The following is a 26276-nucleotide window of genomic DNA, read 5'->3' as shown; positions in this document are numbered from 1 at the left end:
CGTCCGTACCCTCGGTGGTCGCCCCCCGATCGTCCTCGTCCATCGCGACGCGACCGGTGCGCTGCGCCCAGGTGCCGGGCCTACGATGAGGCATGGCCGTGAGCATCCGCAGCATCGGCACCGCGGTGCCCCCGACCATCATCCGACAAGACGACGTGCGCGAGATCTTCGCGACCCAGCCCGGCCTCGGCCGTCTCGGGCAGCGCATCGTCGGGGCCGCGTTCGGCGCCTCGGCCATCGAGACCCGGCACACCGTCGTCGACGAGCTCGACCGGCGACCGCGCGAGGGCGAGCCGACGTTCTACGACGCCGCGTCGAACGAGATCCTCCGACCCGGCACGGGCGCGCGCAACCAGGTCTACGTGGACCGGTCGCCCGAGCTCTTCCTCGACGCCGCTCGTGCCGCCCTCGCGGGGGCGCCCGACCTCGGGCCGGAGGACGTCACGCACGTGATCAGCGTGTCGTGCACCGGCTTCTTCGCCCCCGGGCCCGACTACCTGCTCGTGCGGGGCCTCGGACTGTCGCCGTCGACCCGTCGCCACCACCTGGGCTTCATGGGCTGCTACGGCGCCTTCCCGGCCCTCGCCGCGGCACGGGACTTCTGCCTCGCCGACCCGGAGGCGGTCGTGCTCGTCGTCTGCGCCGAGCTCTGCACGCTGCACCTGCGCAGTTCCGACGACCCCGACTCGATCGTGGCCTCGTCCGTGTTCGCCGACGGCGCGGCCGCCGCGGTGGTGACCGCGCGCCCGGCGCCGTCGGGTTCCGTCGTGCTCGACCTCGACGTGCTCGAGACCGTGCTCACCCCGGTCGGCGAGACCGACATGGCGTGGACCATCGGCGACCTGGGCTTCGACATGGTGCTCAGCAGCTACGTGCCGCAGATCATCGAGCTGCACATCGACTCGGCCCTGGCACCGCTCTTCGAGGCCGGCGGCGTCGGCGTCGGCGACGTCGACCTCTGGGCCGTCCACCCGGGCGGGCGCAGCATCCTCGACCGTGTGCAACAGCAGCTCGGGCTCACCGACGCCCACCTGGCGCCCTCACGCGATGTGCTGCGCGACTACGGCAACATGTCGAGCGCGACCGTCCTGTTCATCCTCGCCGAGCTCCTGGGCGGGCCCGCCGCGCCGACGCAGCGCGTGGGCGCCATGGCGTTCGGCCCCGGGCTGACCGTCGAGACCGCGCTGATGACACGACGCGCGGTCTCGTGAGCGCGATCCGCACCTCCTCGGCTGCGTCGATCGCGGTGCGGCCGCCCTGGTGGCCCGACCTGTCGCGACGCGGGGTCGACCTCGTCGAGCTGATGGACGACCCGGGATGCGACCTCGGGCTGCTCAACGCCACCTACCGAGCGTTCCCCGTCGTCAACGGTCTCGTCGCGGGATGGCGTCGGGTGTACCTCCGCCGCCTGCGCCCCGTGTTGTCCGCCGAGAAGGTGACGCGTCTGCTCGACCTCGGGTCCGGCGGGGGTGACCTGGCCCGAGCCCTCTCCGACTGGGCCCGCCGGGACGGCCTCGCGCTCGAGGTCGTGGCCGTCGACCCCGACGACCGGGCCCACGCCTTCGCGGTGTCGCGCCCCGTCCCGCCCGGTGTCGAGTTCCGGCGGGCGTCGAGCACCGAGCTCGTCGCGGCGGGCGAGACCTTCGACGTGGTCGTGTCGAACCACGTCCTGCACCACCTCGACGACGAGGCCCGGGCGGCCGTGCTCGACGACAGTTCCCGCCTGGCCACGCGTCTCGTGCTGCACGCCGACATCGAGCGGGCCCGCGGGGCGTACCTCGCCTACCGGGCCGCGACCTGGCCGTGGCGGACCCGGTCGTTCGTCCACGTCGACGGGCTCCTGTCGATCCGCCGGAGCTTCACCGCCGACGAGCTGGTCGACGTGGCTCCCCGGGGGTGGCGCGTCGTCCGGCAGTGGCCCTTCCGTCTGTTGCTCGTCCGTGAGACCGGCACCGACGGCGCCGGAGGTGCCGGCCGTGCGGACGCATGACGTCCTGATCGTCGGTGGCGGACCCGTCGGGGTGATGCTCGCCGTCGCGCTGGCCGATCGCGGCCTCGACGCCGTCGTCTGGGAGGCGCGGGTCGACGACCCGGCGCACTCTCGCGCCCTCGGCGTGCACCCGCCCTCGATCGACCTGTTCGACCGGCTCGGCCTCGCGGACGACCTGCTCGCCGACGCCGTCCGCATCCGGCGGGGGATCGCCCGGAGCGGGACCCGGACGATGGGCGTCGTGCCGTTCGACCGGGCGTCGTCCCGGTGGCCGTTCGTCGCCGCCGTGCCACAGGACCGCACCGAGTCCGTGTTGCGGACGGGGCTCGCCAGGCGGCGGGAGGACGCCCTGCGCAGGGGTGTGCGGTTCGTCGGACTCGAGCAACGCGACGAGGACGTGGTCGTCCAGGGGGTCGGCGACGAGGGCCCGGTGGTCGTCGCCGCCCGGTTCGTCGTCGGGGCGGACGGCACGCGCAGCGCCGTCCGTGCCGCCCTGGGCGTCGACACCAGGGCCCGAGACCTGCCCGACCGCTACGTGATGGGCGATTTCGCCGACACGACCGGCCACGGCTCCGACGCGGTGATCCACCTGGAGCGCACCGGAGTGGTCGAGTCGTTCCCGTTGCCCGCTGGGCGGCGACGGTTCGTGGTGCACGCCGGGTCGGAGCGCATGTCGACCGCCCCGGTGACCGCGGACGTCGTCGCGCGGCTGGTGTCGGATCGCACCGGATCGCCCGTCGACGCGACGACCTCGACCATGACGAGCGCGTTCGGCGTCCGGCGACGGCTGGCCACCCGGACGGTCGTCGGCCGGGTCGTGCTGATCGGCGACGCCGCCCACGAGATCAGCCCCATCGGCGGCCAGGGCATGAACCTCGGCTGGCTCGACGGGCACGCGCTCGAGACGGAGATCGCCGTGGCGGTCAAGCGGAGGGGTGGCCGGGTGCTCGACCCGACGACGTTCGCCCGCTTCGAGGCAGGCCGCGCCCGCGCCGCCGTCCGGGCCGCCCGACAGGCCGAGTGGAACACCGCCCTCGGTCGGCCCGTCGGTGGGGGCACGGCTCGAGCCCGCGACCTGGGGCTCAGGGCCGTGCTGCGGGCTCCGAGTCGGCACGTCCTCGCGTCGGTCTACGCGATGCGCTGGGCCTGAACCGTCCGACCCGGCCGTCTCGACCGGACCCGACCGGACCCGCCCCGATCCGACGCCACCCGGCCCGCCCCGACGCGCGGGTCTCAGGCGACGATCGTGCCGCCGCTGAGGGCGAGCTGCACCACGAGCAGCACGGCCGCGACCATGATCAGCCGGAAGAGGGTCCGGTCGACGCGTCCCGCGACGACGAGGCGCACGCCGACGGCGGCGATGCCGAGGGTCGCGACGGTGCCGACGACCGCGGCCGCGAGGCCCGGCGTCGACGAACCCCCGCCCAGCTGGCCCGAGAGCAGCAGGACGGCCGCGACGGCCAGGGCCGCGAACGCGGTGATTCCCGACACCGTGCGTCCGAGGCGATGCGGCAGCCCCACGATGCCGGTGCGCGCGTCGTCGTCGAGGTCGGGCAGCACGTTGGTGAAGTGGATCGCCACGCCGAACACGGCTCCGACCGCCAGGGCCCAGGCGGCGGGCGGCGCGGGCGGGGCGGCGGCGAGGGTCGCGACGGCCGACAGCAGGCCGAAGCTGACGACGAACGGCACCACCGAGATCGGCGTGCGTTTGAGCCCGAGGTCGTACGCCCACCCCGAGGCGACGAGCACGAGGTGCGCCGTGCCGGCGGCCGGCCCCAACGCGTACGACGGCACGAGCATCAGGACTCCGCAGACCACCGCGGCGGTGCGGACGGCCGACACGCTCACGCGGCCCTGGGCGACCGGCTTGTCGGTGCGCCCCACGGCGCGGTCGCGTCCGGCGTCGAGCCAGTCGTTGGCGAAGCCGATCGAGGCCTGTCCGAGCAGCACCGCGAGGGCGAGCACCACGAGCCGACCGAGGGGCAGCCCCGAGGAGGCGCCGAGCACGACCGCGAGGAGGGTCACCACGACCGTCGGTCCCGGGTGCGTGGACCCCAGCAGGGCGACGGTCCTCGAGGCCGGTCCCTCGCGGCGTCCGGAGCCGGCGAGGGGGACCGTGGGCTCGGGGGAGGTCATCCGCTCACCCTAGACGGGCGAGGGCCGTCGGCCCCGGCCCCGGCCCCGGCCCCGGCCGCGGTCGGCCACGGGCGGAAGGCCGGGAACGTGAAGAGGTGCACCCGAGTCGGGGGAGGACTCGGATGCACCTCGTCGCACCCTCGGCGCTCGAGGTGCAGGTGGATCAGTACCGGCACGCGCCGAAAGAGGGTGCCCACGTCGAGTTACCATCCCAGACGTGACTGGAGTGTACGACCGCGCCGGGTGGATCGGAAGGGGCCCGGAGCCGTCTTTCGCGGATCGGCCCGGGCCCCGTCGGGTCGTGCGGCGTCAGGCCCCCCGGCCGGTCTTCTGCTGGAGGCGGTCGATGTGCTCGCTGGCCTCGGCCTTGGTCATGTCGGCGGGCAACTCTTCACCGGCCTCGCGGGCGAGGGTGTCGAGGTAGCTCTTCTGCGGGCCCGTGATGGGCTCGTCGCCGGTCACCCAGTCGTCGGGGTCCTTGGAGGCCGTGCTGCCGGCGTCGGGGCGGGCGCCGCCGAGGGTCTCGCCGTGTGCGGGGCTCGAGTTCTCTTCGCGGGCCGTGGCGGCCTGGTCGGTCTGCTCGGTGCTCGTCGTGTCGGTGGTCGTCGTCTCGTCGGACTCGGCCGCTGCCGGGTCGACGGGGGTGATGTCGGGGTCGATGTTCGCGTCGCTCATGACGTGACCGTACGCCGTGCCCCCGACACCGGGCCGGGCGTCGTACCCCGCTGGTTAGACTCGACGGCGTGTCCGTGAACCCTGATCTGCAAGGGCGGGTCTTCCCGCCGGCCCCGCCCTACCTCGTGGGCCGCGAGAAGGTGCGCGAGTTCGCCCGCGCCACCGGCTCGACGAGCCCCCTGTCGCTCGACGTCGAGGCGGCCCGCGCGGCCGGCCACGGCGACCTCGTCGCCCCGCCGACCTTCGCCGTCGTCGTGCAAGAGGCCACCCTCGCCCAGTTGCTCGCCGAACCCGACGCGGGCATCGACTTCTCCCGCGTCGTCCACGGCGAGCAGCGCTTCTCGCTCTCCCGTCCGATCGTCGCGGGGGACGAGCTCACGGCGACCCTGACCGTCACGAGCGTCAAGACCCTGGGCGGCAACGCGATGGTCACGGCGTCCTCCGACATGCGCGACGTCGAGGGGCGACACGTGGTCACCGCGGTGTCGACGCTCGTCGTCCGCGCCGACGACGAGGCAGCCGCATGAGCGCCCTCGAGGTCGGCCGGGTCGTGGCCGAGAAGACCTACCCGCTGACGCGCGACTCGCTGGTGCGGTACGCCGGGGCGTCGGGCGACTTCAACCCGATCCACTACCGCGACGACGTGGCGGCCGAGGTCGGTCTGCCCGGCGTCCTGGCCCACGGCATGCTCACGATGGGCACCGCCGTCCAGCCGGTCGTCGAATGGCTCGAGGGCGCGGGCGACGACGCCGGCGTGCTCGGCTGGGTGTCCGACTACCAGGTGCGCTTCACGCGTCCCGTCGTGGTCGACCCGACCGCCGGGGCCGAGATCGTCGTCGTCGCGAAGGTGGGCAAGCTCGACGACGAGGCCGGCACGGCGCGCATCGACCTGACCGTCTCCTCCGGCGGCCAGACGGTGCTGGGCAAGGCCCAGGTCGTGGTGACGCTGGCGTGACGACCTTCGCCGAGCTCACGACGATGCAGGTGGGCGGCGAGCCCGCCCGACTGGTCGAGGCGACGACGACCGACGAACTGCTGGCGGCCGTCCGCGAGGCGTCGCTCGGCGACGACCCCTGGTTCGTCCTGGGCGGCGGCTCGAACACGGTCGCCTCCGACGAGCCGTTCGACGGCACGGTCGTCCGCGTGGCCACGCGCGGCGTCGAGCGCGTCGACTCCGACGACGACCGCGTCCACCTGCGCGTCGCCGCCGGCGAGCCCTGGGACGACCTCGTCGCGTACACGGTCGAGCAGGGCTGGTCGGGGCTCGAGGCGCTGAGCGGCATCCCCGGCTCGACGGGCGCCTCGCCGATCCAGAACATCGGTGCCTACGGTCAAGAGGTCGCCTCGACGCTGGTCGCCGTCGACTTCCTCGACGACGACTCCGGCGAGTTCGTCCGCATCCCCGCGGCCAATCTCGACCTCGGCTATCGCACGAGCGTCTTCAAACAGGGTCGCCGGGGCGTCGTCACGGCGGTCGAGTTCGCCCTGACGGACCACGGAGGCGCGAGCGAGCAGGTGGCGTACCCGCAGCTCGCGAAGGCCCTCGACGTCGAACTCGGGGCCCGGGTCTCGGTGGCCGGCGTGCGGTCGAGCGTTCTGGCCCTGCGGGCCGCCAAGGGCATGGTGCTCGACCCCGACGACCGTGACACCGCGTCCAGCGGCTCGTTCTTCACGAACCCGATCGTGTCGCGGGCCGATGCGTCGACCCTGCCCGCCGACGCACCGCGGTGGCAGACCGGCCCCGAACCCGAGCGTCGGGTCGTGCCGCTCGGCGAGGAGCCGGCCGCCCCCGCACCCCGGGCGCCCGCCGAGGTCAAGCTCAGCGCGGCCTGGCTGATCGAGCACGCCGGCATCGCCAAGGGCTTCCGACTGCCCGGCTCCCGAGCCGCCGTCTCGTCCAAGCACACCCTGGCCCTGACCAACCGTGGTGGCGCCACGGGCGACGAGGTCGCCGAGCTCGCCCGCTACGTGCAGCAGCGCGTGCAGTCCGAGTTCGGCGTGCTGCTGCACCCCGAGCCCGTCCTCCTCGGCCTCTCGCTCTAGCCGCGCCGTCGCGCGCGGCACGTCAGCCGCGTGGCAGGTGGCCGAGCTCGAGGGCCAGCGTGACGGCGCGCGTCCGGTCGTTGACGCCGAGCTTCTCGAACACGTGCAGCAGGTGCGTCTTGACCGTCGCCTCGCCGACGAAGAGTCGACGTCCGATCTCGCGGTTCGAGCACCCCTCGGCGACGAGGGCGAGCACCTCGGTCTCGCGGGGACTCAGCGGGCTCACGCGCGGAGCGGGCTCTCCGCCGGTGCGCGCGCGGCCGACCAGTCGGGCGGCCATCGCGGGGGCGAGGGCCACCTGTCCCGCGGCCACGGCCCGGAGACCCGCCAACAGCTCGTCCTCGGGTGAGGCCTTGAGCAGGTAGCCGCTCGCCCCCACCTCGATCGCCCGCAGGATGCTGTCGTCGGACTCGTAGGTGGTGAGCACGACGACGCGGGTGGAGGGGCGTAGCGCCAGGACGGCCTCGGTCGCCTCGACCCCGTCGAGTCCGGGCATGCGGAGGTCCATCACGATGAGGTCGGGCTCGAGCGACTCGGCCAGGGCGACGGCCTCGTGGCCGTCGCTCGCCTGTCCGACCACGACGAAGTCGTCCGTCGTCGCGAGGAGCGCGGCGATGCCCTGCCGCACGATCGGGTGGTCGTCGGCCACGAGGGTGCGGTGGACGGGCGACCCCGCCGGCGGGGTCCTGTCGACCTCCGGCGTCGCGTCGTCGTGCGCGTGCCCGTCGGTCACGAGGCCGTCACCGCCGCCCGGGGCACCTGCGCGGTGACGATCGTACCGTCGGCACCGGACGAGACGTCGAGCCGGCCGCCCGAGAGGTGGAGCCGCTCGCGGAGACCGTCGAGGCCGAACCCGGTCGAGGCGACCGCCGTGTCGAACCCGGTGCCGTCGTCGGCCACGACCAGCACGGCCGTCCCGTCCGCGGCCGTGAGCGTGACCCGAGCGGCCGTCGAGGCGCTGTGCTTGCGGACGTTGGCCAGCGCCTCCTGGGTGCACCGCACCAGCACGACCTGCAGGTCGCGGGGCAGCTCGACCTCGGCGGCGTCGACCGTCACGTCGATGCCGCTCTCGCGCTCGAAGCGCTGGCCGAGGCGGCGCAGGGCCGCCGCGACGTCGGTGCCGGCCGGGCCGGCGGACGCGGTCGCCGCGACGAGGGTGCGGGCCTCCGTGAGGGCCTCGCGGGCGGCGGTCTCGATCACGTCGAGCCGTTCGCGGGTCGTCACCAGGTCGCCGGCCGCGAGGGCGCCCCGTGTCTGTTGGGCGAGCATGACGACCCCGGTCAGGCTTTGGGCGATCGTGTCGTGGATCTCGCGGGCGAGCCGTTCGCGTTCGGCGCTCGTGCCGGCGTCGCGGTGGCGGGCGGCGAGTTCGGCCTGGGCCTCGCGCAGCTCGTCGAGCAGGCGGCCGCGTTCGGCCCCGACACGGGCGATCGTGGTGATCCAGAGCCCGAGCGCGATGCTGAACACGAGCGAGAGGCCCTCGCTGGTGGCCGCCGTCGCGAGGGACTCGGCCGACCACCCCAGGCTGACGACGAACCCGACCGAGATGGCGACGCACAGGCAGACGTTGGCGACGATCGCGGACCGGGTGCCGGGCAGCAGCGTCCAGATCAGCGGCATCAGGAAGGCCTGGACGACCGCGAGCTCGGGGGTGGCGGCGACGGCGAGGCCACCCACGGTCACGACGGCGGCGACCGCGGCGACGGTCGGGAGCGACAGGAGGTCGTCGTCGCGACGGACCGCGGGTCGGGCCAGGGCGAACCAGACGACCGTCAGCAGACCGACGGCGACGAAGGACGCCGTCACCCGTCCGCTCGACGAGGTCGTGGCGAGCACGACCATCACGATCACGGTGACCGCGAGGCCGGCGTCCCACCAGCGCATCGAGATCGCGGTGCCCGACCGGGCGGATGCCCCGGTCTCGGCCCGCTCGCCGGTGTCGTCCATGTCGCTCACGCTAGCGGCAGGCCGCGCTCGTCGGGACCGACTCCGGTCGGCGGGGATCGGTGCCGGTCCCCGGGTCACGTGTCCTTCCTGATCCACCGGAAGGTCAGCAGTGAGGCGACGGCACCGGCGACGAGCCAGACCGCCAGCCAGAGGGCGACACCGGGCAGGTCCCACGAGCCGCCGGCCTCGCCGGCCGAGAACGTGTCGGGCAGGAACACGCTGCGCATGCCCTGGGCCAACCACTTCAACGGGAAGACCGAGGCCACCGACTGCAGCCAGTCGGGCAGCTGGGTGAACGGCAGGTAGACGCCCGAGATGAACTGCAGCACCAGCGTGATCGGGACGATCACGGCCGTGGCGCTCTTGCCGCTGCGGGGCACGCGGGAGAGGGCGATGCCGACCAGTGCCGAGGTCGCGATGCCGAGCAGGTAGACCCAGGCGAGCGTCAGCCACGACCCGGCATCGGTCGGCAACGGCACGCCGAACACCACGCGCGCGACCAGCACGAGCAGCGCCACCTGCAGCAGGCTCGTGACGAGCACCTGGCCGAACTTGCCCACGAAGTACGACCCGACCGGCAGGGGAGTCCCCGAGAGTCGTTTCAGGGTGCCGTCGCCGCGCTCGAGGGCGATGTCCACGGCGAGGTTCTGCACGCCCGACAGCAGGATGCCGGCCGCGATCATGCCCGGCAGGTAGAAGGCGGCGGCCCCCACCTCGGAGCCGTCCGGCCGGGTGCCGAACGAACCCGACGCGCTGAACGCCGTCGAGAAGATCGCGAGCATCACCACCGGGAACAGGAACGTGAAGAAGACGGTGTCGCCGGCCCGGAAGTACCCCCGGACCTCGTACCGGGTGCGGCTCAGGCCGAGCGCGAGGGTCCTCACGAGATCACCTCGGACGAGGAGGCGCGGTGCCCGTTCCCGGCGACCGTCGCGTCCGGGGTCCCGTCCGCTGCCCGCTCGGCGGTCGCGACCAGTCCCAGGTACACGTCCTCCAACGACGGCCGGATCACCTCGAGCGAGCGGGGTTCACCTCCGCGGGTGTGCAGGTCGGCGACCAGGGCGCCCGGTTCGGTGGTGCGGACGTCGTGCCGTCCGTGTTCGTCGACCCAGGTGACGTGAGGCGTGCGCGCCTCCTCGTCCCCGAGCTCGTCGGGTCGCCCTTGGGCGACGAGCCGGCCCTGGGCGATCACCGCGACGCGGTCGCTCAACTGAGCGGCCTCGTCGAGGTAGTGCGTGGTGAGGACGATGCTCGTGCCGTCGTCCGACAGCGACCGGATCAGCTGCCAGAACTGTCGCCGGGCCTCGGGGTCGAAACCCGTCGTCGGCTCGTCGAGGAAGAGCAGTTCGGGACCACCCACGACGCCCAGCGCCACGTCGACGCGGCGCCGCTGCCCGCCGGACAACGACCGGATGCGGGCGCCCGCCTTCGCCTCGAGGCCGACCGCCGCGATGACCTCGTCGACGTCGCGCGGGTTCGGGTAGAAGCCCGCGAAGTGCGCGATCTGCTCGCGCACCGTGGCCGTCCCCTGTTCGCCGGACGTCTGCAGCACGATGCCGAGGCGTGCCTTCCAGTCGAGACCGCCGTGTCGCGGGTCGGCGCCCAGCACCGACACCTCGCCGCCGGACCGGTCGCGGTAGCCCTCGAGGATCTCGATGGTGGTGGACTTGCCGGCGCCGTTGGGGCCGAGCAGGCCGAGGGTCTCGCCCGCGGCGACCTCGAACGAGATGCCGTGCAGTGCCGTGGCGGTGCCGTAGGTCTTGGTGAGGTCGTGCACGCGCACGACGGGTTCGGGGGTCATGTGACCAGCGTGCGCCGTGGCGACGCCGGGCACCAGGCCCGACCGGTCGAGGCCGGGTCCACCGTTCGGTGGACCCGGCCTCGGGGTGGCGCGGGTGGGGTCAGGCGAACAGGCGCTGCAGGCGACGGACGCCCTCGAGCAGTTCGTCGTCGCCGAGCGCGTACGACAGGCGGAGGTAGCCGCTGGGGCCGAAGGCCTCGCCGGGCACGGTGGCGACGTCGGCCTGTTCGAGGATGAGGTCGGCCAGCTCGAGCGACGTCGTGGGCGTCACCCCGCCCCACTCGCGACCGAGCAGGCCCTGCACGTCGGGGTAGACGTAGAAGGCGCCCTCGGGAGTCGGGGTGACGACGCCCTCGATCCGGTTGAGCTCGCGCACGATCGTGCCGCGACGGGCGTCGAAGGAGACGCGCATGGCCTCGACCTCGTCCTGGGAACCGGTGAGCGCCGCCAGGGCCGCGCGCTGCGACACGTTCGAGACGTTCGAGGTGAGGTGTGACTGGAGGTTCGCGGCCCCCTTGATCACGTCGGTGGGGCCGATCATCCAGCCGACGCGCCACCCGGTCATGGCGTAGGTCTTGGCGACGCCGTTGACGAGGATCGCCTGGTCCGCCAGTTCGGGCACGGCCTCGGTGATCGAGGTGGCCGTCACGCCGTCGTAGGTGAGGTTCTGGTAGATCTCGTCGGTGATCACCCAGACGCCGGCCTCGAGGGCCCATCGACCGATCGCCTCGACCTCGTCGCGCGAGTAGACCGCACCGGTCGGGTTCGACGGCGAGCAGAACAGCAACACCTTGGTGCGCTCGGTGCGGGCTGCCTCGAGTTGGTCGACCGTGACCTTGTAGCCCTGGTCGGCACCGGCGAAGACCTCGACGGTCACGCCGCCGGCCAGCGCGATGGCCTCGGGGTAGGTCGTCCAGTAGGGCGCGGGCAGGAGGGCCTCGTCGCCGTCGTCGAGCAGCGCCTGGAAAGCCTGGTAGACGGCCTGTTTGCCACCGTTCGTGACGATCACCTGCGAGGTCGACACCGTCGTGCCGCTGTCGCGCCGGGTCTTCTCGACGATCGCCTCGCGCAGTTCGAGCAGGCCGGCCGCCGCCGAGTAGCGGTGGTTGCGCGGGTCGCGGGCGGCGACGACGGCCGCCTCGACGATGTGGTCGGGCGTCGGGAAGTTGGGCTCGCCCGGGCCGTAGCTGATGATCGGTCGGCCCTGGGCCAGCAGGGACTTGGCCTTCGCGTCGACGGCCAACGTGGCCGATTCGGCGATCGACGAGATACGGGACGAGAGACGGCGCACGGTCGGGGTCACGCGGCCAGCCTAGCGGGGTGCCATCGGGCCGGACAGGGCCGTCCGGACCGGGGCTCGGGGTGCGGTTCGGCCCGGCTTTGCACGCGCCCCCCGCTTCGCCTACACTTGACGAGGCGATCGAATGCGCCAAGCTTCAGCGCGCCTCTGCAGTCCGGTTCACCAACAGCCGGCTACGAGAGGCAGGGCCTCCGGGTCCGGCCGAGAGGTCATCTGAACGGCGTCGATCCCATAGGGCGGTGGCTCAATTGGTAGAGCAGCGGTCTCCAAAACCGCAGGTTGCAGGTTCGAGTCCTGTCCGCCCTGCAGCCCGGCTGTGTTCTTCATGACACGGTGATCACACACAGATACGGACACAGGCCCTCGGGCCGAGCTCGGAAGGTCGGAACAGTGGCGAGAAAAGACGTTGACGTCCCCAGTGAAGACGTCGTCGAGAAGGCGAAGAGCGACGGTGCGACGCGCCGCAGCCCCTTCGCCCGCATCGCGTTGTTCATCCGCCAGGTGATCGCCGAGCTCAAGAAAGTCGTCACCCCGACCCGCAAAGAGCTGCTCAGCTACACCGGTGTCGTGCTGGTCTTCGTGGTCATCATGATGGCCCTGGTGTCCCTGCTCGACCTGGTGTTCGGCACCGGCGTCGGCTACGTCTTCGGCAACGGCCCCACCGGCAGCTGACACGCCACCCTCCGGCCGACTCCCCGAGCACCACGTGAGCGGGTCCCGTGCCCTCGAGCACGTGCACCCGACAACCCCGATCGAAAGAAGAACCCTTGCCTGACAACGAGCGCGACGACATCGACCTCGCCACCGCTGCCGAGCAGTCCTCCGAGGTCGAAGAGGCCCAAGAGGGCGGCACCCTGGCCGCCGACGAGGACGCCGTCGAGCCCGCCGAGTCCGAGGCCCTCTCGGTCGTCGACGAGGGCGACGCCGGTTCGACCGACACGAGCGACCTCGACGGACTCCTCGACACGCTGGCCGAGGCGCGCGACCCCGAGGCCGACGCCGTCGTCGACGACGCCCTCGACATCGACGACGCCTTCGAGGCCGAGGCCGCCGTCGAGGCGACCGACGACGAGGCCGACTCCGAGGCCGAGCAGGCCGCCGACGAGGGTGACGCCCCCGCGGCGAACGCCGTCATCGCCGAGGCCGAGCAGTCCGTCCAGGACGCCGACGCCGAGATCGCGCACGACGACGTCGACGTCGACGTGTCCGCCACCGAGGTCGAGGACGACGAGCCCGCCGAGGTCGACCCCTACGAGGCCTTCCGCTACGAGCTGCGTGGCAAGCCCGGCAAGTGGTACGTCATCCACTCGTACGCCGGCTTCGAGCGTCGCGTGAAGCAGAACATCGAGAACCGCATGGTCTCGATGACCATGGAGGACTACATCTACCAGGTAGAGGTCCCGATGGAAGACGTGGTCGAGATCAAGAACGGCCAGCGCAAGCTCGTCACCCGCGTCCGCATCCCCGGCTACGTGCTCGTGCGTCTCGACCTCAACGAGGACAGCTGGTCCGTCGTCCGGCACACCCCCGGCGTCACCGGATTCGTGGGCAACGCCCACAACCCGACGCCGCTGCGTTTCGAAGAGGCCTTCAACATGCTGAAGAGCCTCGTCCAGGTCGACACGACCCCGGCCCCCGCCAAGGGCGGCGTCAAGGGCGGGAAGCAGGCCCAGCGGGTCATCCCCGCCGAGGTCGACTTCGAGATCGGCGAGACGATCACGATCAAAGAGGGGTCCTTCGCCGGACTTCCCGGTACGATCAACGAGATCAAGCCCGAGAGCGGCAAGCTCACCGTGCTCGTCTCGCTGTTCGAGCGCGAGACGCCGGTCGAGCTCAGCTTCGACCAGGTCACGAAGCTCTGACAGGCACACACCCCCCAAGTTTTCAGATCACCGGAGTCCGCGCCGCGGGCCACCGGGAGAGCAGTTCGCGACCGCGATCTGCTCGAACCCCACAAGAAGGAAAAGAACAATGGCACCGAAAAAGAAGGTCACGGGTCTGATCAAGCTTCAGATCAACGCCGGCGCCGCGAACCCCGCCCCGCCCATCGGCCCGGCCCTGGGTCAGCACGGCGTGAACATCATGGAGTTCTGCAAGGCGTACAACGCGGCGACCGAGTCGCAGCGCGGCAACGTCGTCCCCGTCGAGATCACGGTCTACGAAGACCGTTCGTTCACGTTCATCCTGAAGACCCCGCCCGCCGCCGAGCTCATCAAGAAGGCTGCCGGCGTCGCCAAGGGTTCGGGTACCCCGCACACCACCAAGGTCGGCAAGCTGACCATGGACCAGGTGCGCGAGATCGCGACGACCAAGCAGGCCGACCTCAACGCCAACGACATCGACGCCGCGGCGAAGATCATCGCCGGCACCGCCCGTTCCATGGGCATCACGGTCGACGCCTAAGCAGCACCCCTTCGTGCAGGCGACCCGCCTGCACGACCCTGACATCAGTGGGAGAGCCGGCCAGGCTCGCAACCACGTCCCCAGTACGAAGAGGTCCAACATGGCTCAGAAGTCCAAGGCGTACCGCGCCGCTGCCGAGAAGATCGAGGCAGGCAAGTTCTACAGCACCAGCGAGGCCGTCGCCGTCGCTCGTGAGACCGGTTCGAAGAAGTTCGACTCGACCGTCGAGGTCGCGTTGAAGCTCGGCGTCGACCCCCGCAAGGCCGACCAGATGGTGCGCGGCACCGTCATCCTGCCGCACGGCACGGGCAAGACCGCCCGCGTCATCGTCTTCGCGACGGGTGCGGCCGCCGAGGCCGCCATCGCGGCAGGCGCCGACGAGGTCGGTGGCGACGAGCTCATCGAGAAGGTCGCCGGCGGCTACACGTCGTTCGACTCGGCCGTCTCGACCCCCGAGCTCATGGGCAAGGTCGGTCGTCTCGGCAAGGTGCTCGGCCCCCGTGGCCTCATGCCCAACCCGAAGACCGGCACCGTGACCCCCAACGTCGCGCAGGCCGTCAACGACATCAAGGGCGGAAAGATCGAGTTCCGTGTCGACAAGCACAGCAACGTGCACTTCGTCATCGGCAAGGCCGGCTTCTCGGAAGAGCAGCTGAACACCAACCTCGACGCCGCCCTCGAAGAGGTCGTCCGTCTGAAGCCGTCCTCGTCCAAGGGCCGCTACATCACCAAGGGCACGCTCTCGACGACCTTCGGTCCGGGCATCCCCCTCGACATCAACGTCTTCTAGGTCCACCCGACCTCGAAGACCTCGCGTCGCCCGAAGGCCGTCCCACTCTCGAGTGGGGCGGCCTTCGTCGTCGTCATCCGGCCGGTGGTCGGGTGAGGAGGCGAGGGTGGGGCACCATGGGCAGATGACCGTCACCGTGCGCCCCGCCCTCCCGACCGACGCCGCCCTGCTCGCCGAGGTCGCCGCGGTGACCTTCCCGCTCGCCTGCCCGCCCGGGTCGGACCTCGCCGACATCGCCCGGGTCGTCACCACGGTTCTGTCGGAGGAGGCCTTCACGAGGTACCTCGCCGACGTCACCCGCATCGTCCTGTTGGCCGTGGACCCCACGGCCCAAGGCGCCCTCGGCTACAGCATGATGGTCGCGGGGGATCCGGACGACGCCGACGTCGCGGCGACCGTCTCGTCCCGCCCGACCGTCGAGCTGAGCAAGTTCTACGTCATGCCGCAGGGTCACGGCACGGGGGCGGCCTCGACCCTGATGGCGGCGACCCTCGAGGCAGCCCGCGCGACCGGCGCCTCCTCGGTGTGGCTCGGCGTCAACCAGCAGAACGAGCGCGCGCTGCGCTTCTACGCCAAGCACGGACTCGTGCGGGTCGGGACGAAGACCTTCGCCCTCGGCGACGACCTGCAGCAGGACTTCGTCCTCGAGCGTCGGATCTAGGCCCGTCCACGCCGGGCCTCGGCGTCCCCTCCAGGAGCCGGGTCAGGCGGCCTCGGTGTCGTCGGCGACACGCAGCACGAGCTTGCCGCGGGTGTGCGAGCGTTCGAGGCGCGTGTGGGCGTCACGGGCGTCGACCAGGTCGTAGACCTCGTCGACGTAGACCCGCACGTCACCCGAGTCGAGCAGTCGTGAGATGACCGCCAGCGTGGCTCCGTCGGGGGAGACGGCGAACCCGGTCGACCGGATGCCGGCCTGGGCGGCCTTCTCGGCGAAGGCGGGGCCCGAGGAGAGCGGCGCGTGGACGGCGAGTCCTCCGGGGCGGAGCAGTCTCAGCGATCGATCGGCCTCGACGTCGTCGTCGACCAGGTTGATCACGACGTCGACCTGGCGGACGCTGCGGTCGACGTCGGCCGCGCCGTAGTCGACGACCTCGGCGGCGCCGAGCTCGCGCAGCCAGGCCGAGTTGCCCTGCGAGCCGGTCGCGACGACGTGCGCGCCGAAGTACGAGGCGAACTGCACGGCGAAGTGCCCCACCCCACCCGCCCCGGCGTTGATCAGGAGGCGCTGGCCCTCGTGGGCCTTGGCCACGTCCACAACCATCCCCCAGGCCGTGAGCGCCGCGAGCGGCACGGCGGCGGCCTCGAGGTGTGACAGGGCTGCGGGCTTCCGGGACACCGACAGCGAGGGGACGCTGATGTACTCGGCGTAGCTGCCACCGGAGCGCGGGCACGGGGCCATGCCGTAGACGGCGTCACCCGGACTCAAGGGGTGGGCCGCGTACGGCGTCTCGACGACGACGCCGCTGAAGTCGTGGCCCAGCACGGCCGGGAACGCCGGGATGGCGTCGCTGTCGCCGCGACCGGCCCGGGTCTCCAGGTCGAAGCGGTTGACGCCGGCGGCGACGACGCGCACGAGCACCTCGGCGTTGACCCGTCGCGGGTAGGGCACGTCGGCGGCGACGAGCTGCTCGGGCCCGCCCGTCCGCTCGATCACCATCGCCCGCATCGTCGTCTGCGTCGTCGTCTCCATCGGCGGCCCCTGTCGGCTCGTGTGCGCCGTGGCTCCGGCGCGGTGGTCACGTCAGTCAACGGGACGGATGAGTCACCCGTGTTTCGCGGGTGTCACCGAGAGGGAAACGATGATGGGTACGGTGTGGGCATGAGAGCATCGGTCGCCGTCCTGCGCGTCGCGGCCGCGGTCGCGGTCCTCGTCGCCGTCGTGGCCCAGTGGGAGAACAGCCTGCGCGACCCGGGGTACCGCTTCGTCGACTTCTTCGGGTACTTCACGATCCAGAGCAACCTGATCGTGCTGTTCGCCCTGCTGGTCGGCGCGTCCACGGTCCTGCGTCGCGCGACGCCGCCCCGATGGACGGTCGCGCTGCGGGCCGGCGCCACGACCTACATCGCGCTGACCGGGCTGGTCTTCAACCTGCTGCTCGCCGGGTTGCCCTCGGACGACCCCTACACGGTGGGGTGGGCGAGCGACGTCTTCCACCGGGTGATCCCGCTCTACGTGGTGCTCGACTGGCTCGTCTTCGCGGACCGTGGCCGTCAGCCCTGGCGGCGGGTGTGGCAGTTCCTGGCCTTCCCGCTCGTCTGGGTGGTCGTCGTGCTGGCCCGTGGTGCCGATTTCGTGCCGTACCCGTTCCTCGACGTGGCGACGCTCGGCGGGGGTGTCGTGGCCCTCTGGTGCGCGGGCATCGCCGTCTCGGTCACGGCGATCGGAGCGCTCGTCGTGACGGCGTCACGGCTGCGCCTGCTCGACCCGGATCGGCCCGTGCCTCAGCGCAGCGGGTCGTAGGGCGGCGGTTCGTAGGCCTCGTAGGCCCCGTAGGCATCAGGTGGCGGCGCCGAGGCCCTGCCACCCGGGGCGAAGGGGTCGACCGGCGCCTGCCGCGCGAGGGTGTCGAGCACCTGGTCGGCCAGGGCAACGAGCCGGTGGATCTCGTCCTCGTCGCGCTCGACCCAGCGGCACTGCGGGTCGCCGTGCACGGGAACGAAGTCGGTGTGCTGCTCCCACACCACGAGGGTGCGCTCGGCACCGAGCACGTACTGCTGCCACGCGACCTGACGCAGGTACGAGCGGGGGATCGACGACCACGCTTTCTTCGTCGTCTTGATCTCGCAGAGCTCGACGGTCCCGTCGGTTCGGACGGTCACGCCGTCGGGAGTGGCCAGGTGGCGGCGCTGACCGGCGGCGTGGAAGAGCTTCTGGCTGGACTCGATGCCGTGCCGCTGCAGCACCCACCGGGCGATCTCGGGCTCCCGCGCCCGCCCGTGGTCGGTGTAGGCGTTGCCGCCGAAGCCGTTGCCGTAGAGCTTGTCGAGCACGACGGCCTGCACGGCTCGCGGGCTCGACAGTCGGGCGACGTCGGTGGCCGTGATGCCCTGGCTGCGGGCGCGGAGCCACGCGATGCGGTCCGACGAGTCGGCCAGCACGCGCGTCAGGTGCGCAGGAGGCGCGGCGGGGGTCGCCGGCTCGTCGTCGTCCCACAGGGCGAGCATGGGTTGGACGACGGTCATGGTGACCATTGTCCCTCGCGACGGGCGTGGGGACGACACCCGCGCCTCCTCGTGTCGCGGACCAGGAGGCGCGCGCCGCGTGCGGGAGGTCAGACGGCGGCGGCGAGTTCGTCGATGGCGGCGGGGGAGAGGGCGTGGTGGATGGCGAGCATGCTCGCCCCCATGAGCCCCGCCCGGTCGCCCGCCCGGGACGGCACGATGCTCAGGTGCTCGGTCGCGAGCGGCATCGAGCGCTGGTAGACGACCTCGCGCACGCCCGCCAGCAGGTGCTCGCCGGCCTGCGCCATCGAGCCGCCGATCGCGATGACCGAGGGGTTGATCATGTTGACGCAGGCGGTCAGCACCTCGCCGAGGTCGCGACCCGCCTGCCGCACGGCCTGCACCGCGTCGACGTTGCCGGCCCGGACGAGTTCGACGACCTGGCGGCCCCCCTCGCAGTCGTGGCCGAGGGCTCGCAGCGAGCGGGCGAGGGCCGGGCCCGAGGCGACGGCCTCGAGACAGCCGACGTTGCCGCAGTGGCAGACGACGCCGGCCCCCCGCGGGATCTGCACGTGGCCGATGTCGCCCGCGATGCCCTGGGCACCGCGCTGCAGGCGACCACCGGAGATGATGCCCGAGCCGATGCCGGTGGCGACCTTGACGAACAGGAAGTGGTCGGTGCCCGGCCACGCGTGGCTGCGCTCGCCGAGGGCCATGATGTTGACGTCGTTGTCGACGAGGACGGGCACGTCGAGGTGGCGTCTGACCCACCCCGGCACGTCGAAGCCGTCCCAACCGGGCATGATCGGCGGGTTGACCGGTCGTCCCGTGCTGAACTGCACGGGGCCGGGCAGGCCGATGCCCACGCCGATCAGGTCGTCGCGGGTGCGACCGAGCCGGTCGAGGAGGGCATCGGCCCCGGTGACCATGCCGCCGAGGGTCGTCTCGGGCCCGTCGGCGATGTCGATCAGGCGACGGTCGCTGGTCAGTTCGACGCCCATCAGGTCGGTCAGGGCGAGGTTGACGTGGCCCGCTCCGAAGTCGGCGGCCAGGACGACGCGGGCCGAGGGGACGAGGGCCACGCGCGAGGGCGGGCGGCCGCCGGTCGAGACGGCGTCGGCGTAGGGGCCGACGAGACCGAGCTCGGCGAGGACGTCGAGTCGCAGACCGATGGTCGACCGGGCGAGGCCGGTCATCGCCGCGAGTTCGGCCCGGGTGCGCGGTGCGCCGTCGCGGAGCAGCTGGAAGATCTCGCTGGCTCCCGTGCTGCCGAGGGCGGACGACCGCGTCGTGTCGGACATGGCAGCAGTAAACCACAGGCCTCGACGACGGCCGAGAGAACCTCGCCGAAAAAACGTCGACTTTTGCTTGCGGGTCGACAGAAGCGGTCCTATGGTGAGTCTCGGTCGACGCCGACCGCCACTCTTCCGGGGGTGACCGGTCGACGGCTCGACCGCTGAGAGTCCCCGACGGTGCCCGTCGCCGTCGCACATCCACTCGGAAGAGGAGACACCCCTGGTGACCACCGCAAGCCCGATCTCGGTCCAGCTCTACACGGTCAGAGACGCCATCGCCGCCGACCTGCCCGGCACCCTGAAGCGCATCGCCGACCTCGGCTACACCCAGGTCGAGCCCTACGCGTTCGTCGACCGCGTCGACGAGTACGCCGAGGCCCTCCCGGCCGCCGGGCTCACCGCGCCCAGCGCCCACGTCGGCCTGATCGGCAAGGACCTCGAGCCCATCTTCGCCGCCGCCACCCGTCTCGGGGTCGGCACGATCATCGACCCGCACATCGACGAGACCCGCTGGGTCACCCGCGAGGACGTCGAGGCGATCGCGAAGGAGCTCGGCGAGATCGCCGACGCGGCCGCGGCCCACGACCTCACCATCGGCTACCACAACCACGCCTTCGAGCTGGAGAACCTGATCGACGGCACCCCCGCCCTCGAGGTGTTCGCCGCGGCCCTGCCCGCGAACGTCGTGCTCGAGATCGACACCTACTGGGTCGAGGTCGGCGGCGTCGACGCCGCCGAGCTGCTCGCCCGCCTGGGTGACAAGGTCCGGTTCCTCCACGTGAAGGACGGTCCGAAGAACAAGAACGACGTCGAGCAGGTCGCCGTCGGTCGCGGCTCCATGCCCGTCCGCGACATCCTGCAGGCGGCCCGCCAGGCCACGCCCGTCGTCGAGCTCGACGACCACGCCGGTGACGTGTTCACCGCCCTCGCCGACAGCCTCGAGTTCCTGCAGGGGGTCCGCGCATGAGCGACGTGACCACCGCCTCGCGCCCCGCCGTCGCCTCCGACGGCAAGACCGGCCCGGTCGGCGTCGGGGTCATCGGCGCCGGCGTGATCAGCGACCAGTACCTCGGCAACCTCACGCAGTTCCCCGACCTGAAGGTCCTCTTCGTCGCCGACATCGACCAGGACCGCGCCGCGGCCCAGGCCGAGAAGTGGGGCGTCCCCGCCAGCGGCACGGTCGACGAGCTGCTCGCCCTCGACGACGTCGAGATCGTCGTGAACCTGACGATCCCGGCGGCCCACGTGGACGTGGCCCTGCAGGCCGTCGCCGCCGGCAAGCACGTCTGGGGCGAGAAGCCCTACGCGCTCGACCGCGAGAGCGGCGCCCGGCTGCTCGCAGCCGCCAAGGAGGCCGGCGTCCGCGTGGCCGTCGCCCCCGACACGTTCCTCGGCGCCGGTCTGCAGACCGGCCTCCGGGTCGTGAAGCGCGGTGACATCGGCACGCCCCTGACCGGTCTCGCGCTGTTCCAGGTCCCCGGGCCCGAGTCGTGGCACCCGAGCCCCGAGTTCCTCTTCGCGTACGGTGCCGGTCCGATGTTCGACGTCGGCCCGTACTACCTGACCACGCTCGTGCAGGTGTTCGGACCCGTGGCGAAGGTCACGGCCACGGCGTCGAAGGCGCGCGACAGCCGCGTCATCGGCTCGGGGCCCAAGGCCGGCACGGTCTTCCCCGTCGAGGTGCCCACGCACGTCAGCGCCCTGCTGCAGTTCGAGAGCGGTGCCAGCGCGCAGGCCGTCTTCAGCTTCGACTCGAAGCTGGCGCGTGCCGGCTTCGTCGAGATCGCCGGCACCGAGGGCACGGCCGTGTTCCCCGACCCGAACGAGTTCGAGGGCGACACGACCGTCCACACCGGCACCGACGAGCCGGCGGTCGTCGCGGCCACGGGCTCGACGTTCACCCGCGGCACCGGCGTCGCCGAACTCGCCCAGGCGATCCGCGAGGGACGCCGTGAGCGCGTGCCCGGCGAGCTCGCCTTCCACGTCCTCGACGTCATGGTCTCGCTCGCCGAGTCCGCCGAACGCGACGAGAGCGTCCGCGTCGACTCGACCCTCGAGCCGACGCCCGAGCTGCCCGAGAACTGGGACCCCTCCGTCCCGACCCTGGGCTGACCCGGTGCGGTGCCGGCGCCTCCTCGACGCCGGCACCGCGCCTCCTGACCCGTCCACCCCCGAGCGCACCACCCGCACCACCCGCACCACCCGCACCACCCGAGTCACCACAGCACCACGAACCCCCTGCACCACCCCTTCCCTCACTCGATGAAGAGAAATCTCGAAGAAGAGACACCAGGAGAAGTCATGCAAACGAAGTTCCGTTGGCTCGCCGCACTCGCGGTCGGAGCCCTCTCGGTCGGATCGATGACCGCCTGCAGCGCCTCGGGCGGCAGCGGCGACTCCGACACGATCACCTACTGGGCCAGCAACCAGGCTCCGACGGTCGAGAAGGATGCCGAGATCCTGCAAGAGAGCATCGACCGCTACACGGAGGAGACCGGCGTCAAGGTCGACCTCGAGGTCATCCCGTGGTCCGACCTCTACAACCGCATCCTCACCGCCGTCTCGAGCGGTGAGGGCCCCGACGTCCTCAACATCGGCAACACCTGGGCGGTGTCGCTGCAGTCCAGCGGCGCGTTCGTGCCGTGGGAGGGCGACGCCCTCGAGGCGATCGGCGGCAAGGACCGCTTCGTCCAGTCGAGCTTCGCGACCGGCGGTGCCGAGGGCCAGGCCCCGACGTCCGTGCCGATCTACGGCCTGTCGTACTCGCTGTACTACAACACCGCCATGTTCGAGGCCGCCGGCATCACCACGCCGCCCGCCACCTGGGACGAGTTCGTCGAGGACGCCAAGAAGCTGACGGTCGACACCGACGGCGACGGCACGATCGACCAGTGGGGCGTCACCATGGCCGGGTCGAGCATCTCGAACAACGCCCACCAGGCGTTCGTCCGGGGACTGCAGAACGGCGGCTCGCTCTACGACGACGAGGGCAACCCCGACTTCGGCAACGACGGCGTCGTCACCGGCGTCAAGCAGTGGGTCGACCTGATGGCCGTCGACAAGGTGGTCTCGCCCTCGGACGCCGAGAGCGTGAACGGTTCGGACATGGCCGCGACCTTCGCCGACGGTGGAGCCGCGATGTTCTTCGACCAGGCCCCGGACGCCAACCTCGCCGCACGGGACTTCACCGGGTACGCGGTGGCACCGGTGCCCATGGAGTCGGCCGACGCCACCGGACTGTTGGGCACCCAGAGCCACGTCGCCGGGATCAACGTCAGCGTGTTCGAGAACTCGGACAACAAGGAGGCGGCGATCGACTTCGTCAAGCACCTCACGAGTGACGACGAGCAGGTGTACCTGAACAAGTCGTTCAGCTCGCTGCCCGTCGTGACCGGTGCCTACGACGACCCGGCGTTCCAGTCCGACACGATCAAGCTGAAGCAGGAGATCCTCGAGGACCACGCCCAGCCCATGCCCCTCTACCCCTCCGAGGGACAGATGGAGACCTTGGTCGGCACCGCGATCAAGAACCTCCTCGCCACCGCAGCCCAGGGCGGTTCCGTCAGCGAGTCCGACGTCAAGTCGGCCCTCGAGGACGCGAACAGCCAGATGAGCTCGGGTCAGTAGCCCGTCCCACCGCCCGTGACGGGGGCGGCCGGTCCGTCGACCGACCGCCCCCGCCGCCCAGGCCCCGAGAGGACCCTCATGACCGTCAACGTCCTGCCCCCCGCCACCGCCGAGAAGGACCTCCCGCCCGATCCGCACCAGCAGGCGCCGCTCGAGCCCGCCAAGCGCAAGAAGCACCGCTCGCCGCTCGCCTACTTCCTGGTGGCGCCGGCCGCCCTGGCCGAGCTGCTCGTCCACATCGTCCCCATGGTGCTCGGCATCTGGATCGCGTTCATCACGCTCAACCAGCTCAGCATCGCGAACTGGGTCAACGCACCCTTCGTCGGCCTGAAGAACTTCGTCACCGCCCTCGACCCGTCCTCGCCCATCGCCGGACAGCTCTACGGAGCCCTGGGCCGCACGCTGATGTTCACCGTCATCGTGGTGGCCATCGCCTGGAGCATGGGCATGCTGGGTGCCGTGCTGCTGACCAGCTCGTTCAAGGGCCGCGGCATCCTGCGCACGCTCTTCCTCGTGCCCTACGCCCTGCCGTCGTACGTCGGCACCATCGCCTGGGCCTTCATGTTCAACCAGCGCGACGGGGCCATCAACCGCTTCCTGGTGGACGACCTGGGCATCCTGCAGGACCGCCCGTTCTGGCTGCTCGGCGGCAACTCGTTCTGGGCGATCGTCATCGTGACGGCCTGGCAGTTCTGGCCGTTCGCCTTCCTGATGCTGCTCGCCGCACTGCAGAACATCCCGGGGGACGTCTACGAGGCCGCGAGCCTCGACGGCGCGAGCCTCTGGAAGCAGTTCACGTTGATCACCCTGCCCATGGTCAAGCCGGCCAACGCCGTGCTGCTGCTGATCATGAGCCTGTGGATCTTCAACCAGTTCAACGTGCCCTACGTGCTCTTCGGCCCGGCATCGCCCGAGCAGGCGACGCTCATCTCGCCGTTGATCTACCAGCAGTCGTTCAACAACTGGAACTTCGGCCTCGGCGGTGCCATGAGCGTGATGCTCCTGGTCGTGCTGCTGATCGCGTCCGCGTTCTACATCCGCATGGTTCTGCCGAAGGGACAACACGATGATTGAGACCCGTGGGTTCAAGGTCTTCCGCTTCTTCGGGCTGGCCTTCCTGTCGCTCGTGGTGGTGGTGCCGCTCTACGTGGTGCTGACCACCTCGATCAAGCCGCTCGCCGACGTGCAGGGCCTGTTCACCTGGATCCCCAGCCGGGTGACCCTCGAGCCGTACGTGCAGATCTGGCAGACGGTGCCGTTGGCGTCGTACTTCAAGAACAGCCTGATCGTCACGATCTCGGCGACGGTGCTCTCGGTGGCCATGGCCGTGCTCGCGGCGTACTCGCTGGCCCGCCTGCGGTTCAAGGGGCAGCGCAGCTTCAGCCTGGTCGTGCTGTCGACGCAGATGTTCCCGGGCATCCTGTTCCTGCTGCCGCTGTTCCTGATCTTCGTGCAGATCCAGCGCACGGTCGGCGTGCAGCTGACCGGCAGCTACCTCGGCCTGATCATCACGTACATGACCTTCTCGCTGCCGTTCTCGATCTGGATGCTGACGGGGTACTTCGCCTCGATCCCGAAAGAGCTCGAGGAGGCGTCGATGATCGACGGCACGGGTCGCCTCGGCGCCCTGTTCCGCGTCATCATCCCGGTGGCCAAACCGGGCATCATCGCCGTCGCGGTCTACGCCTTCATCACGGCCTGGGGCGAGGTGCTCTTCGCCTCGGTGCTCACGAGCAAGGACACGCGCACGCTCTCGATCGGCCTCCGTGCCTACGCCTCGCAGCAGGACGTCTACTGGAACCAGCTCATGGCCGCCTCGGTCGTCGTCTCGCTGCCCGTGCTCATAGGCTTCATGCTCGTGCAGAAACACTTGATCACCGGTCTGTCGTCGGGGGCCGTGAAGTGACCGACCCGGCCGTGGCCACGGCGGTGGGGCCGGTGGGCGTCACCGCCGGCCCGGCCGGGCGGGCCGAGCCGAGCCGAGGAGGCGCGGTGCCGGTCGAACCGCTCCGCGTCGGCATCGTGGGCGGCGGCTTCATGGCCCGCGTGCACGCCGGAGCCGCGCGGTCCGCCGGCGCCCGAGTGGTCGCCCTGGCCTCGTCGAGCCCCGCCAGCGCGGCCCGGGCCGCGACGTCGCTCGGCGTCGACACGGCGCACGAGAGCGTCGACGACCTCGTGACCGACCCGGACGTGGACGTCGTGCACGTCTGCTCGCCCAACGCCACGCACGCACCGGTCGCGCTGGCGGCGCTCGCCGCCGGCAAGCACATCGTCTGCGAGAAGCCGCTCGCGACCTCGGGCGCCGAGGCCGAGGCCCTGGTCGAGGCCGCCCGGGCCGGGCGGCTCGTCGGCGCCGTGCCCTTCGTCTACCGCTACCACCCGATGGTGCGCGAGGCCCGGGCCCGGGTCGCCGCGGGCGAGGTCGGCCGCGTGCTGAGCGTCCGGGGGTCGTACCTGCAGGACTGGTTGCTCGACAGCGACGACGTCGACTGGCGGGTCGACTCGGCGGCCGGCGGCCCCTCGAGGGCCTTCGCCGACATCGGCAGCCACCTGGTCGACCTGCTCGAGTTCGTCCTGGGCGACCGGTTGGCGCGGTTGACCTCGACGACCAACACGGCCCACGCCCACCGTGGCGGCTCGTCGGTCGACACCGAGGACGAGGCGGCCGTCGTGTTCGAGACGACCCGGGGGGCGATCGGCACCCTCTTCGTCTCGCAGGTCGCGCCGGGTCGCAAGAACCGCCTCCTGCTCGATCTGTCGGGCACCGCCGAGAGCCTCGAGTTCTCACAAGAGGAGCCCGAGACGCTGTGGGTCGGCCGCCGGTCGGGCACGCAGCTCGTGGCGCGGGACGCCGCCGTGCTCACGCCCGACGCCGCCCGCCTGTCGACCGTCCCCGCCGGGCACCCGATGGGCTACGTCGACGCGTTCGCCGGGTTCGTGCGCGACGCCCACGACGCCGTCCGAGGCGGAACCCCCGAGGGGCTGCCCACCTTCGTCGACGGCCTGCGCGCCGTGCGGGTGACCGAGGCGGTCCTCGCCTCCGCCGCGTCGCGCCGCTGGGTCGACGTGCCCTGATCCGTCGTCCGTCCGCACCGTTCCGTCCCACC

Annotated in this window: 27 protein-coding genes, 1 tRNA gene and 1 pseudogene; 19 read left to right on the top strand and 10 right to left on the bottom strand. The window is 71.6% G+C overall.

What is annotated here, in order from left to right; translation table 11 throughout:
* Positions 1-92: 92 nt before the first annotated feature.
* The 3 genes from SZ60_RS17035 to SZ60_RS01315 are packed head-to-tail and all read left to right on the top strand — an operon-like array spanning position 93 to position 3140.
* A complete protein-coding gene (locus SZ60_RS17035; RefSeq protein ID WP_043592957.1) occupies positions 93-1211 on the top strand; it encodes a type III polyketide synthase in 1119 nt (372 codons plus the stop codon).
* A complete protein-coding gene (locus SZ60_RS17030; RefSeq protein WP_231567020.1) occupies positions 1208-1990 on the top strand; it encodes a class I SAM-dependent methyltransferase in 783 nt (260 codons plus the stop codon). The genes SZ60_RS17035 and SZ60_RS17030 overlap by 4 nt, the downstream gene beginning before the upstream one ends.
* Positions 1977-3140 (top strand): NAD(P)/FAD-dependent oxidoreductase, encoded by a 1164-nt coding sequence (locus SZ60_RS01315; RefSeq protein WP_156155437.1) that lies wholly within the window; start codon positions 1977-1979, stop codon positions 3138-3140. The genes SZ60_RS17030 and SZ60_RS01315 overlap by 14 nt, the downstream gene beginning before the upstream one ends.
* Positions 3141-3223: 83 nt before the next feature.
* Here SZ60_RS01315 and SZ60_RS01310 read toward each other — a convergent pair whose 3' ends face one another.
* Together SZ60_RS01310 and SZ60_RS17640 are read right to left on the bottom strand one after the other, a co-directional pair.
* On the bottom strand, positions 3224-4126 hold the full coding sequence (locus SZ60_RS01310; protein ID WP_082059758.1) for a UbiA family prenyltransferase: 903 nt from the start codon (positions 4124-4126) through the stop codon (positions 3224-3226).
* A gap of 309 nt (positions 4127-4435) precedes the next feature.
* Positions 4436-4651, bottom strand: a pseudogene (locus SZ60_RS17640) (DUF3072 domain-containing protein); the annotation flags it as partial.
* Between the two features lie 218 nt (positions 4652-4869).
* On the opposite strand from SZ60_RS17640, the gene SZ60_RS01300 reads away from it, so the two are divergent.
* The 3 genes from SZ60_RS01300 to SZ60_RS01290 are packed head-to-tail and all read left to right on the top strand — an operon-like array spanning position 4870 to position 6844.
* Positions 4870-5328, top strand: coding sequence for a MaoC family dehydratase N-terminal domain-containing protein (locus tag SZ60_RS01300; RefSeq protein ID WP_043592955.1), 459 nt, complete (start codon positions 4870-4872; stop codon positions 5326-5328).
* Positions 5325-5756, top strand: coding sequence for a MaoC/PaaZ C-terminal domain-containing protein (locus SZ60_RS01295; RefSeq protein WP_043592953.1), 432 nt, complete (start codon positions 5325-5327; stop codon positions 5754-5756). The genes SZ60_RS01300 and SZ60_RS01295 overlap by 4 nt, the downstream gene beginning before the upstream one ends.
* A complete protein-coding gene (locus tag SZ60_RS01290) occupies positions 5753-6844 on the top strand; it encodes a UDP-N-acetylmuramate dehydrogenase (protein ID WP_255349697.1) in 1092 nt (363 codons plus the stop codon). The genes SZ60_RS01295 and SZ60_RS01290 overlap by 4 nt, the downstream gene beginning before the upstream one ends.
* Positions 6845-6866: 22 nt before the next feature.
* Here the strand turns inward: SZ60_RS01290 and SZ60_RS01285 are convergent, their stop codons facing one another.
* The 5 genes from SZ60_RS01285 to SZ60_RS01265 all read right to left on the bottom strand — a co-directional run bounded on the left by SZ60_RS01285 (position 6867) and on the right by SZ60_RS01265 (position 11895).
* Complete coding sequence (locus SZ60_RS01285; protein ID WP_043593064.1) at positions 6867-7493, bottom strand: response regulator transcription factor; 627 nt, start codon at positions 7491-7493, stop codon at positions 6867-6869.
* 80 nt (positions 7494-7573) lie between these two features.
* Complete coding sequence (locus tag SZ60_RS01280; protein WP_052505070.1) at positions 7574-8791, bottom strand: sensor histidine kinase; 1218 nt, start codon at positions 8789-8791, stop codon at positions 7574-7576.
* Positions 8792-8865: 74 nt separating this feature from the next.
* Positions 8866-9675 carry an ABC transporter permease gene (locus SZ60_RS01275; RefSeq protein WP_043592951.1) on the bottom strand — a complete coding sequence of 270 codons (810 nt, stop codon included), beginning with the start codon at positions 9673-9675 and terminating at the stop codon, positions 8866-8868.
* Positions 9672-10592 carry an ABC transporter ATP-binding protein gene (locus tag SZ60_RS01270; protein WP_043593060.1) on the bottom strand — a complete coding sequence of 307 codons (921 nt, stop codon included), beginning with the start codon at positions 10590-10592 and terminating at the stop codon, positions 9672-9674. Before SZ60_RS01270 ends, SZ60_RS01275 begins: the two co-directional genes overlap by 4 nt.
* Before the next feature lie 100 nt (positions 10593-10692).
* Complete coding sequence (locus SZ60_RS01265) at positions 10693-11895, bottom strand: pyridoxal phosphate-dependent aminotransferase (protein ID WP_197073472.1); 1203 nt, start codon at positions 11893-11895, stop codon at positions 10693-10695.
* Positions 11896-12125: 230 nt separating this feature from the next.
* Between SZ60_RS01265 and SZ60_RS01260 the strand changes: the two genes are divergently transcribed.
* From SZ60_RS01260 to SZ60_RS01235, 6 genes are all read left to right on the top strand, one after another.
* Positions 12126-12198: transfer RNA gene (locus SZ60_RS01260), tRNA-Trp, on the top strand.
* An 84-nt stretch (positions 12199-12282) separates the two neighbouring features.
* Entirely contained in the window at positions 12283-12564 is a 282-nt protein-coding gene (gene secE / locus SZ60_RS01255; RefSeq protein WP_043592949.1) for a preprotein translocase subunit SecE, read from the top strand.
* A gap of 95 nt (positions 12565-12659) precedes the next feature.
* A complete protein-coding gene (gene nusG, locus SZ60_RS01250) occupies positions 12660-13754 on the top strand; it encodes a transcription termination/antitermination protein NusG (RefSeq protein ID WP_043592947.1) in 1095 nt (364 codons plus the stop codon).
* 109 nt (positions 13755-13863) lie between these two features.
* On the top strand, positions 13864-14295 hold the full coding sequence (gene rplK, locus SZ60_RS01245) for a 50S ribosomal protein L11 (protein WP_043592945.1): 432 nt from the start codon (positions 13864-13866) through the stop codon (positions 14293-14295).
* Positions 14296-14395: 100 nt separating this feature from the next.
* A complete protein-coding gene (gene rplA / locus SZ60_RS01240) occupies positions 14396-15085 on the top strand; it encodes a 50S ribosomal protein L1 (RefSeq protein WP_043592944.1) in 690 nt (229 codons plus the stop codon).
* A 124-nt stretch (positions 15086-15209) separates the two neighbouring features.
* On the top strand, positions 15210-15746 hold the full coding sequence (locus SZ60_RS01235) for a GNAT family N-acetyltransferase (protein WP_043592942.1): 537 nt from the start codon (positions 15210-15212) through the stop codon (positions 15744-15746).
* Between the two features lie 42 nt (positions 15747-15788).
* On the opposite strand, the gene SZ60_RS01230 is transcribed toward SZ60_RS01235, so the two are convergent.
* Positions 15789-16775 carry an NADP-dependent oxidoreductase gene (locus SZ60_RS01230; RefSeq protein ID WP_043592940.1) on the bottom strand — a complete coding sequence of 329 codons (987 nt, stop codon included), beginning with the start codon at positions 16773-16775 and terminating at the stop codon, positions 15789-15791.
* A gap of 129 nt (positions 16776-16904) precedes the next feature.
* Here SZ60_RS01230 and SZ60_RS01225 point away from each other — a divergent pair, with 129 nt between their 5' ends.
* Positions 16905-17546 carry a Pr6Pr family membrane protein gene (locus tag SZ60_RS01225; RefSeq protein WP_043593057.1) on the top strand — a complete coding sequence of 214 codons (642 nt, stop codon included), beginning with the start codon at positions 16905-16907 and terminating at the stop codon, positions 17544-17546.
* Here SZ60_RS01225 and SZ60_RS01220 read toward each other — a convergent pair.
* The gene (locus SZ60_RS01220) at positions 17528-18268 is read right to left on the bottom strand and encodes a YqaJ viral recombinase family protein (RefSeq protein WP_369700677.1); all 741 of its coding nucleotides are present in this window, start codon (positions 18266-18268) and stop codon (positions 17528-17530) included. The two genes, SZ60_RS01225 and SZ60_RS01220, sit on opposite strands and share 19 nt — an antisense overlap.
* An 89-nt stretch (positions 18269-18357) precedes the next feature.
* Positions 18358-19548, bottom strand: a complete 1191-nt coding sequence (locus tag SZ60_RS01215) for an ROK family transcriptional regulator (protein WP_043592938.1) — start codon at positions 19546-19548, stop codon at positions 18358-18360.
* Positions 19549-19765: 217 nt separating this feature from the next.
* On the opposite strand from SZ60_RS01215, the gene SZ60_RS01210 reads away from it, so the two are divergent.
* The 6 genes from SZ60_RS01210 (at position 19766) to SZ60_RS01185 (ending at position 26244) form a co-directional block, all read left to right on the top strand.
* Positions 19766-20509, top strand: coding sequence for a sugar phosphate isomerase/epimerase (locus SZ60_RS01210; RefSeq protein ID WP_156155436.1), 744 nt, complete (start codon positions 19766-19768; stop codon positions 20507-20509).
* Entirely contained in the window at positions 20506-21654 is a 1149-nt protein-coding gene (locus SZ60_RS01205) for a Gfo/Idh/MocA family protein (protein ID WP_043592936.1), read from the top strand. Before SZ60_RS01210 ends, SZ60_RS01205 begins: the two co-directional genes overlap by 4 nt.
* 189 nt (positions 21655-21843) lie before the next feature.
* A complete protein-coding gene (locus SZ60_RS01200; RefSeq protein ID WP_043592934.1) occupies positions 21844-23169 on the top strand; it encodes a sugar ABC transporter substrate-binding protein in 1326 nt (441 codons plus the stop codon).
* 78 nt (positions 23170-23247) lie between these two features.
* The gene (locus SZ60_RS01195; protein ID WP_082059755.1) at positions 23248-24243 is read left to right on the top strand and encodes a carbohydrate ABC transporter permease; all 996 of its coding nucleotides are present in this window, start codon (positions 23248-23250) and stop codon (positions 24241-24243) included.
* A complete protein-coding gene (locus SZ60_RS01190; RefSeq protein WP_043592933.1) occupies positions 24236-25075 on the top strand; it encodes a carbohydrate ABC transporter permease in 840 nt (279 codons plus the stop codon). The genes SZ60_RS01195 and SZ60_RS01190 overlap by 8 nt, the downstream gene beginning before the upstream one ends.
* Positions 25072-26244, top strand: a complete 1173-nt coding sequence (locus tag SZ60_RS01185; RefSeq protein ID WP_369700676.1) for a Gfo/Idh/MocA family protein — start codon at positions 25072-25074, stop codon at positions 26242-26244. The genes SZ60_RS01190 and SZ60_RS01185 overlap by 4 nt, the downstream gene beginning before the upstream one ends.
* The last annotated feature ends 32 nt before the right edge of the window (positions 26245-26276 follow it).

Source organism: Frigoribacterium sp. MEB024, assembly GCF_000878135.1.
In the GTDB taxonomy this organism is placed as follows: domain Bacteria; phylum Actinomycetota; class Actinomycetes; order Actinomycetales; family Microbacteriaceae; genus Frigoribacterium.
The sequence above is the reverse complement of the archived record's forward strand: the minus strand, read 5'-3'. Positions and strand labels throughout refer to the sequence as shown.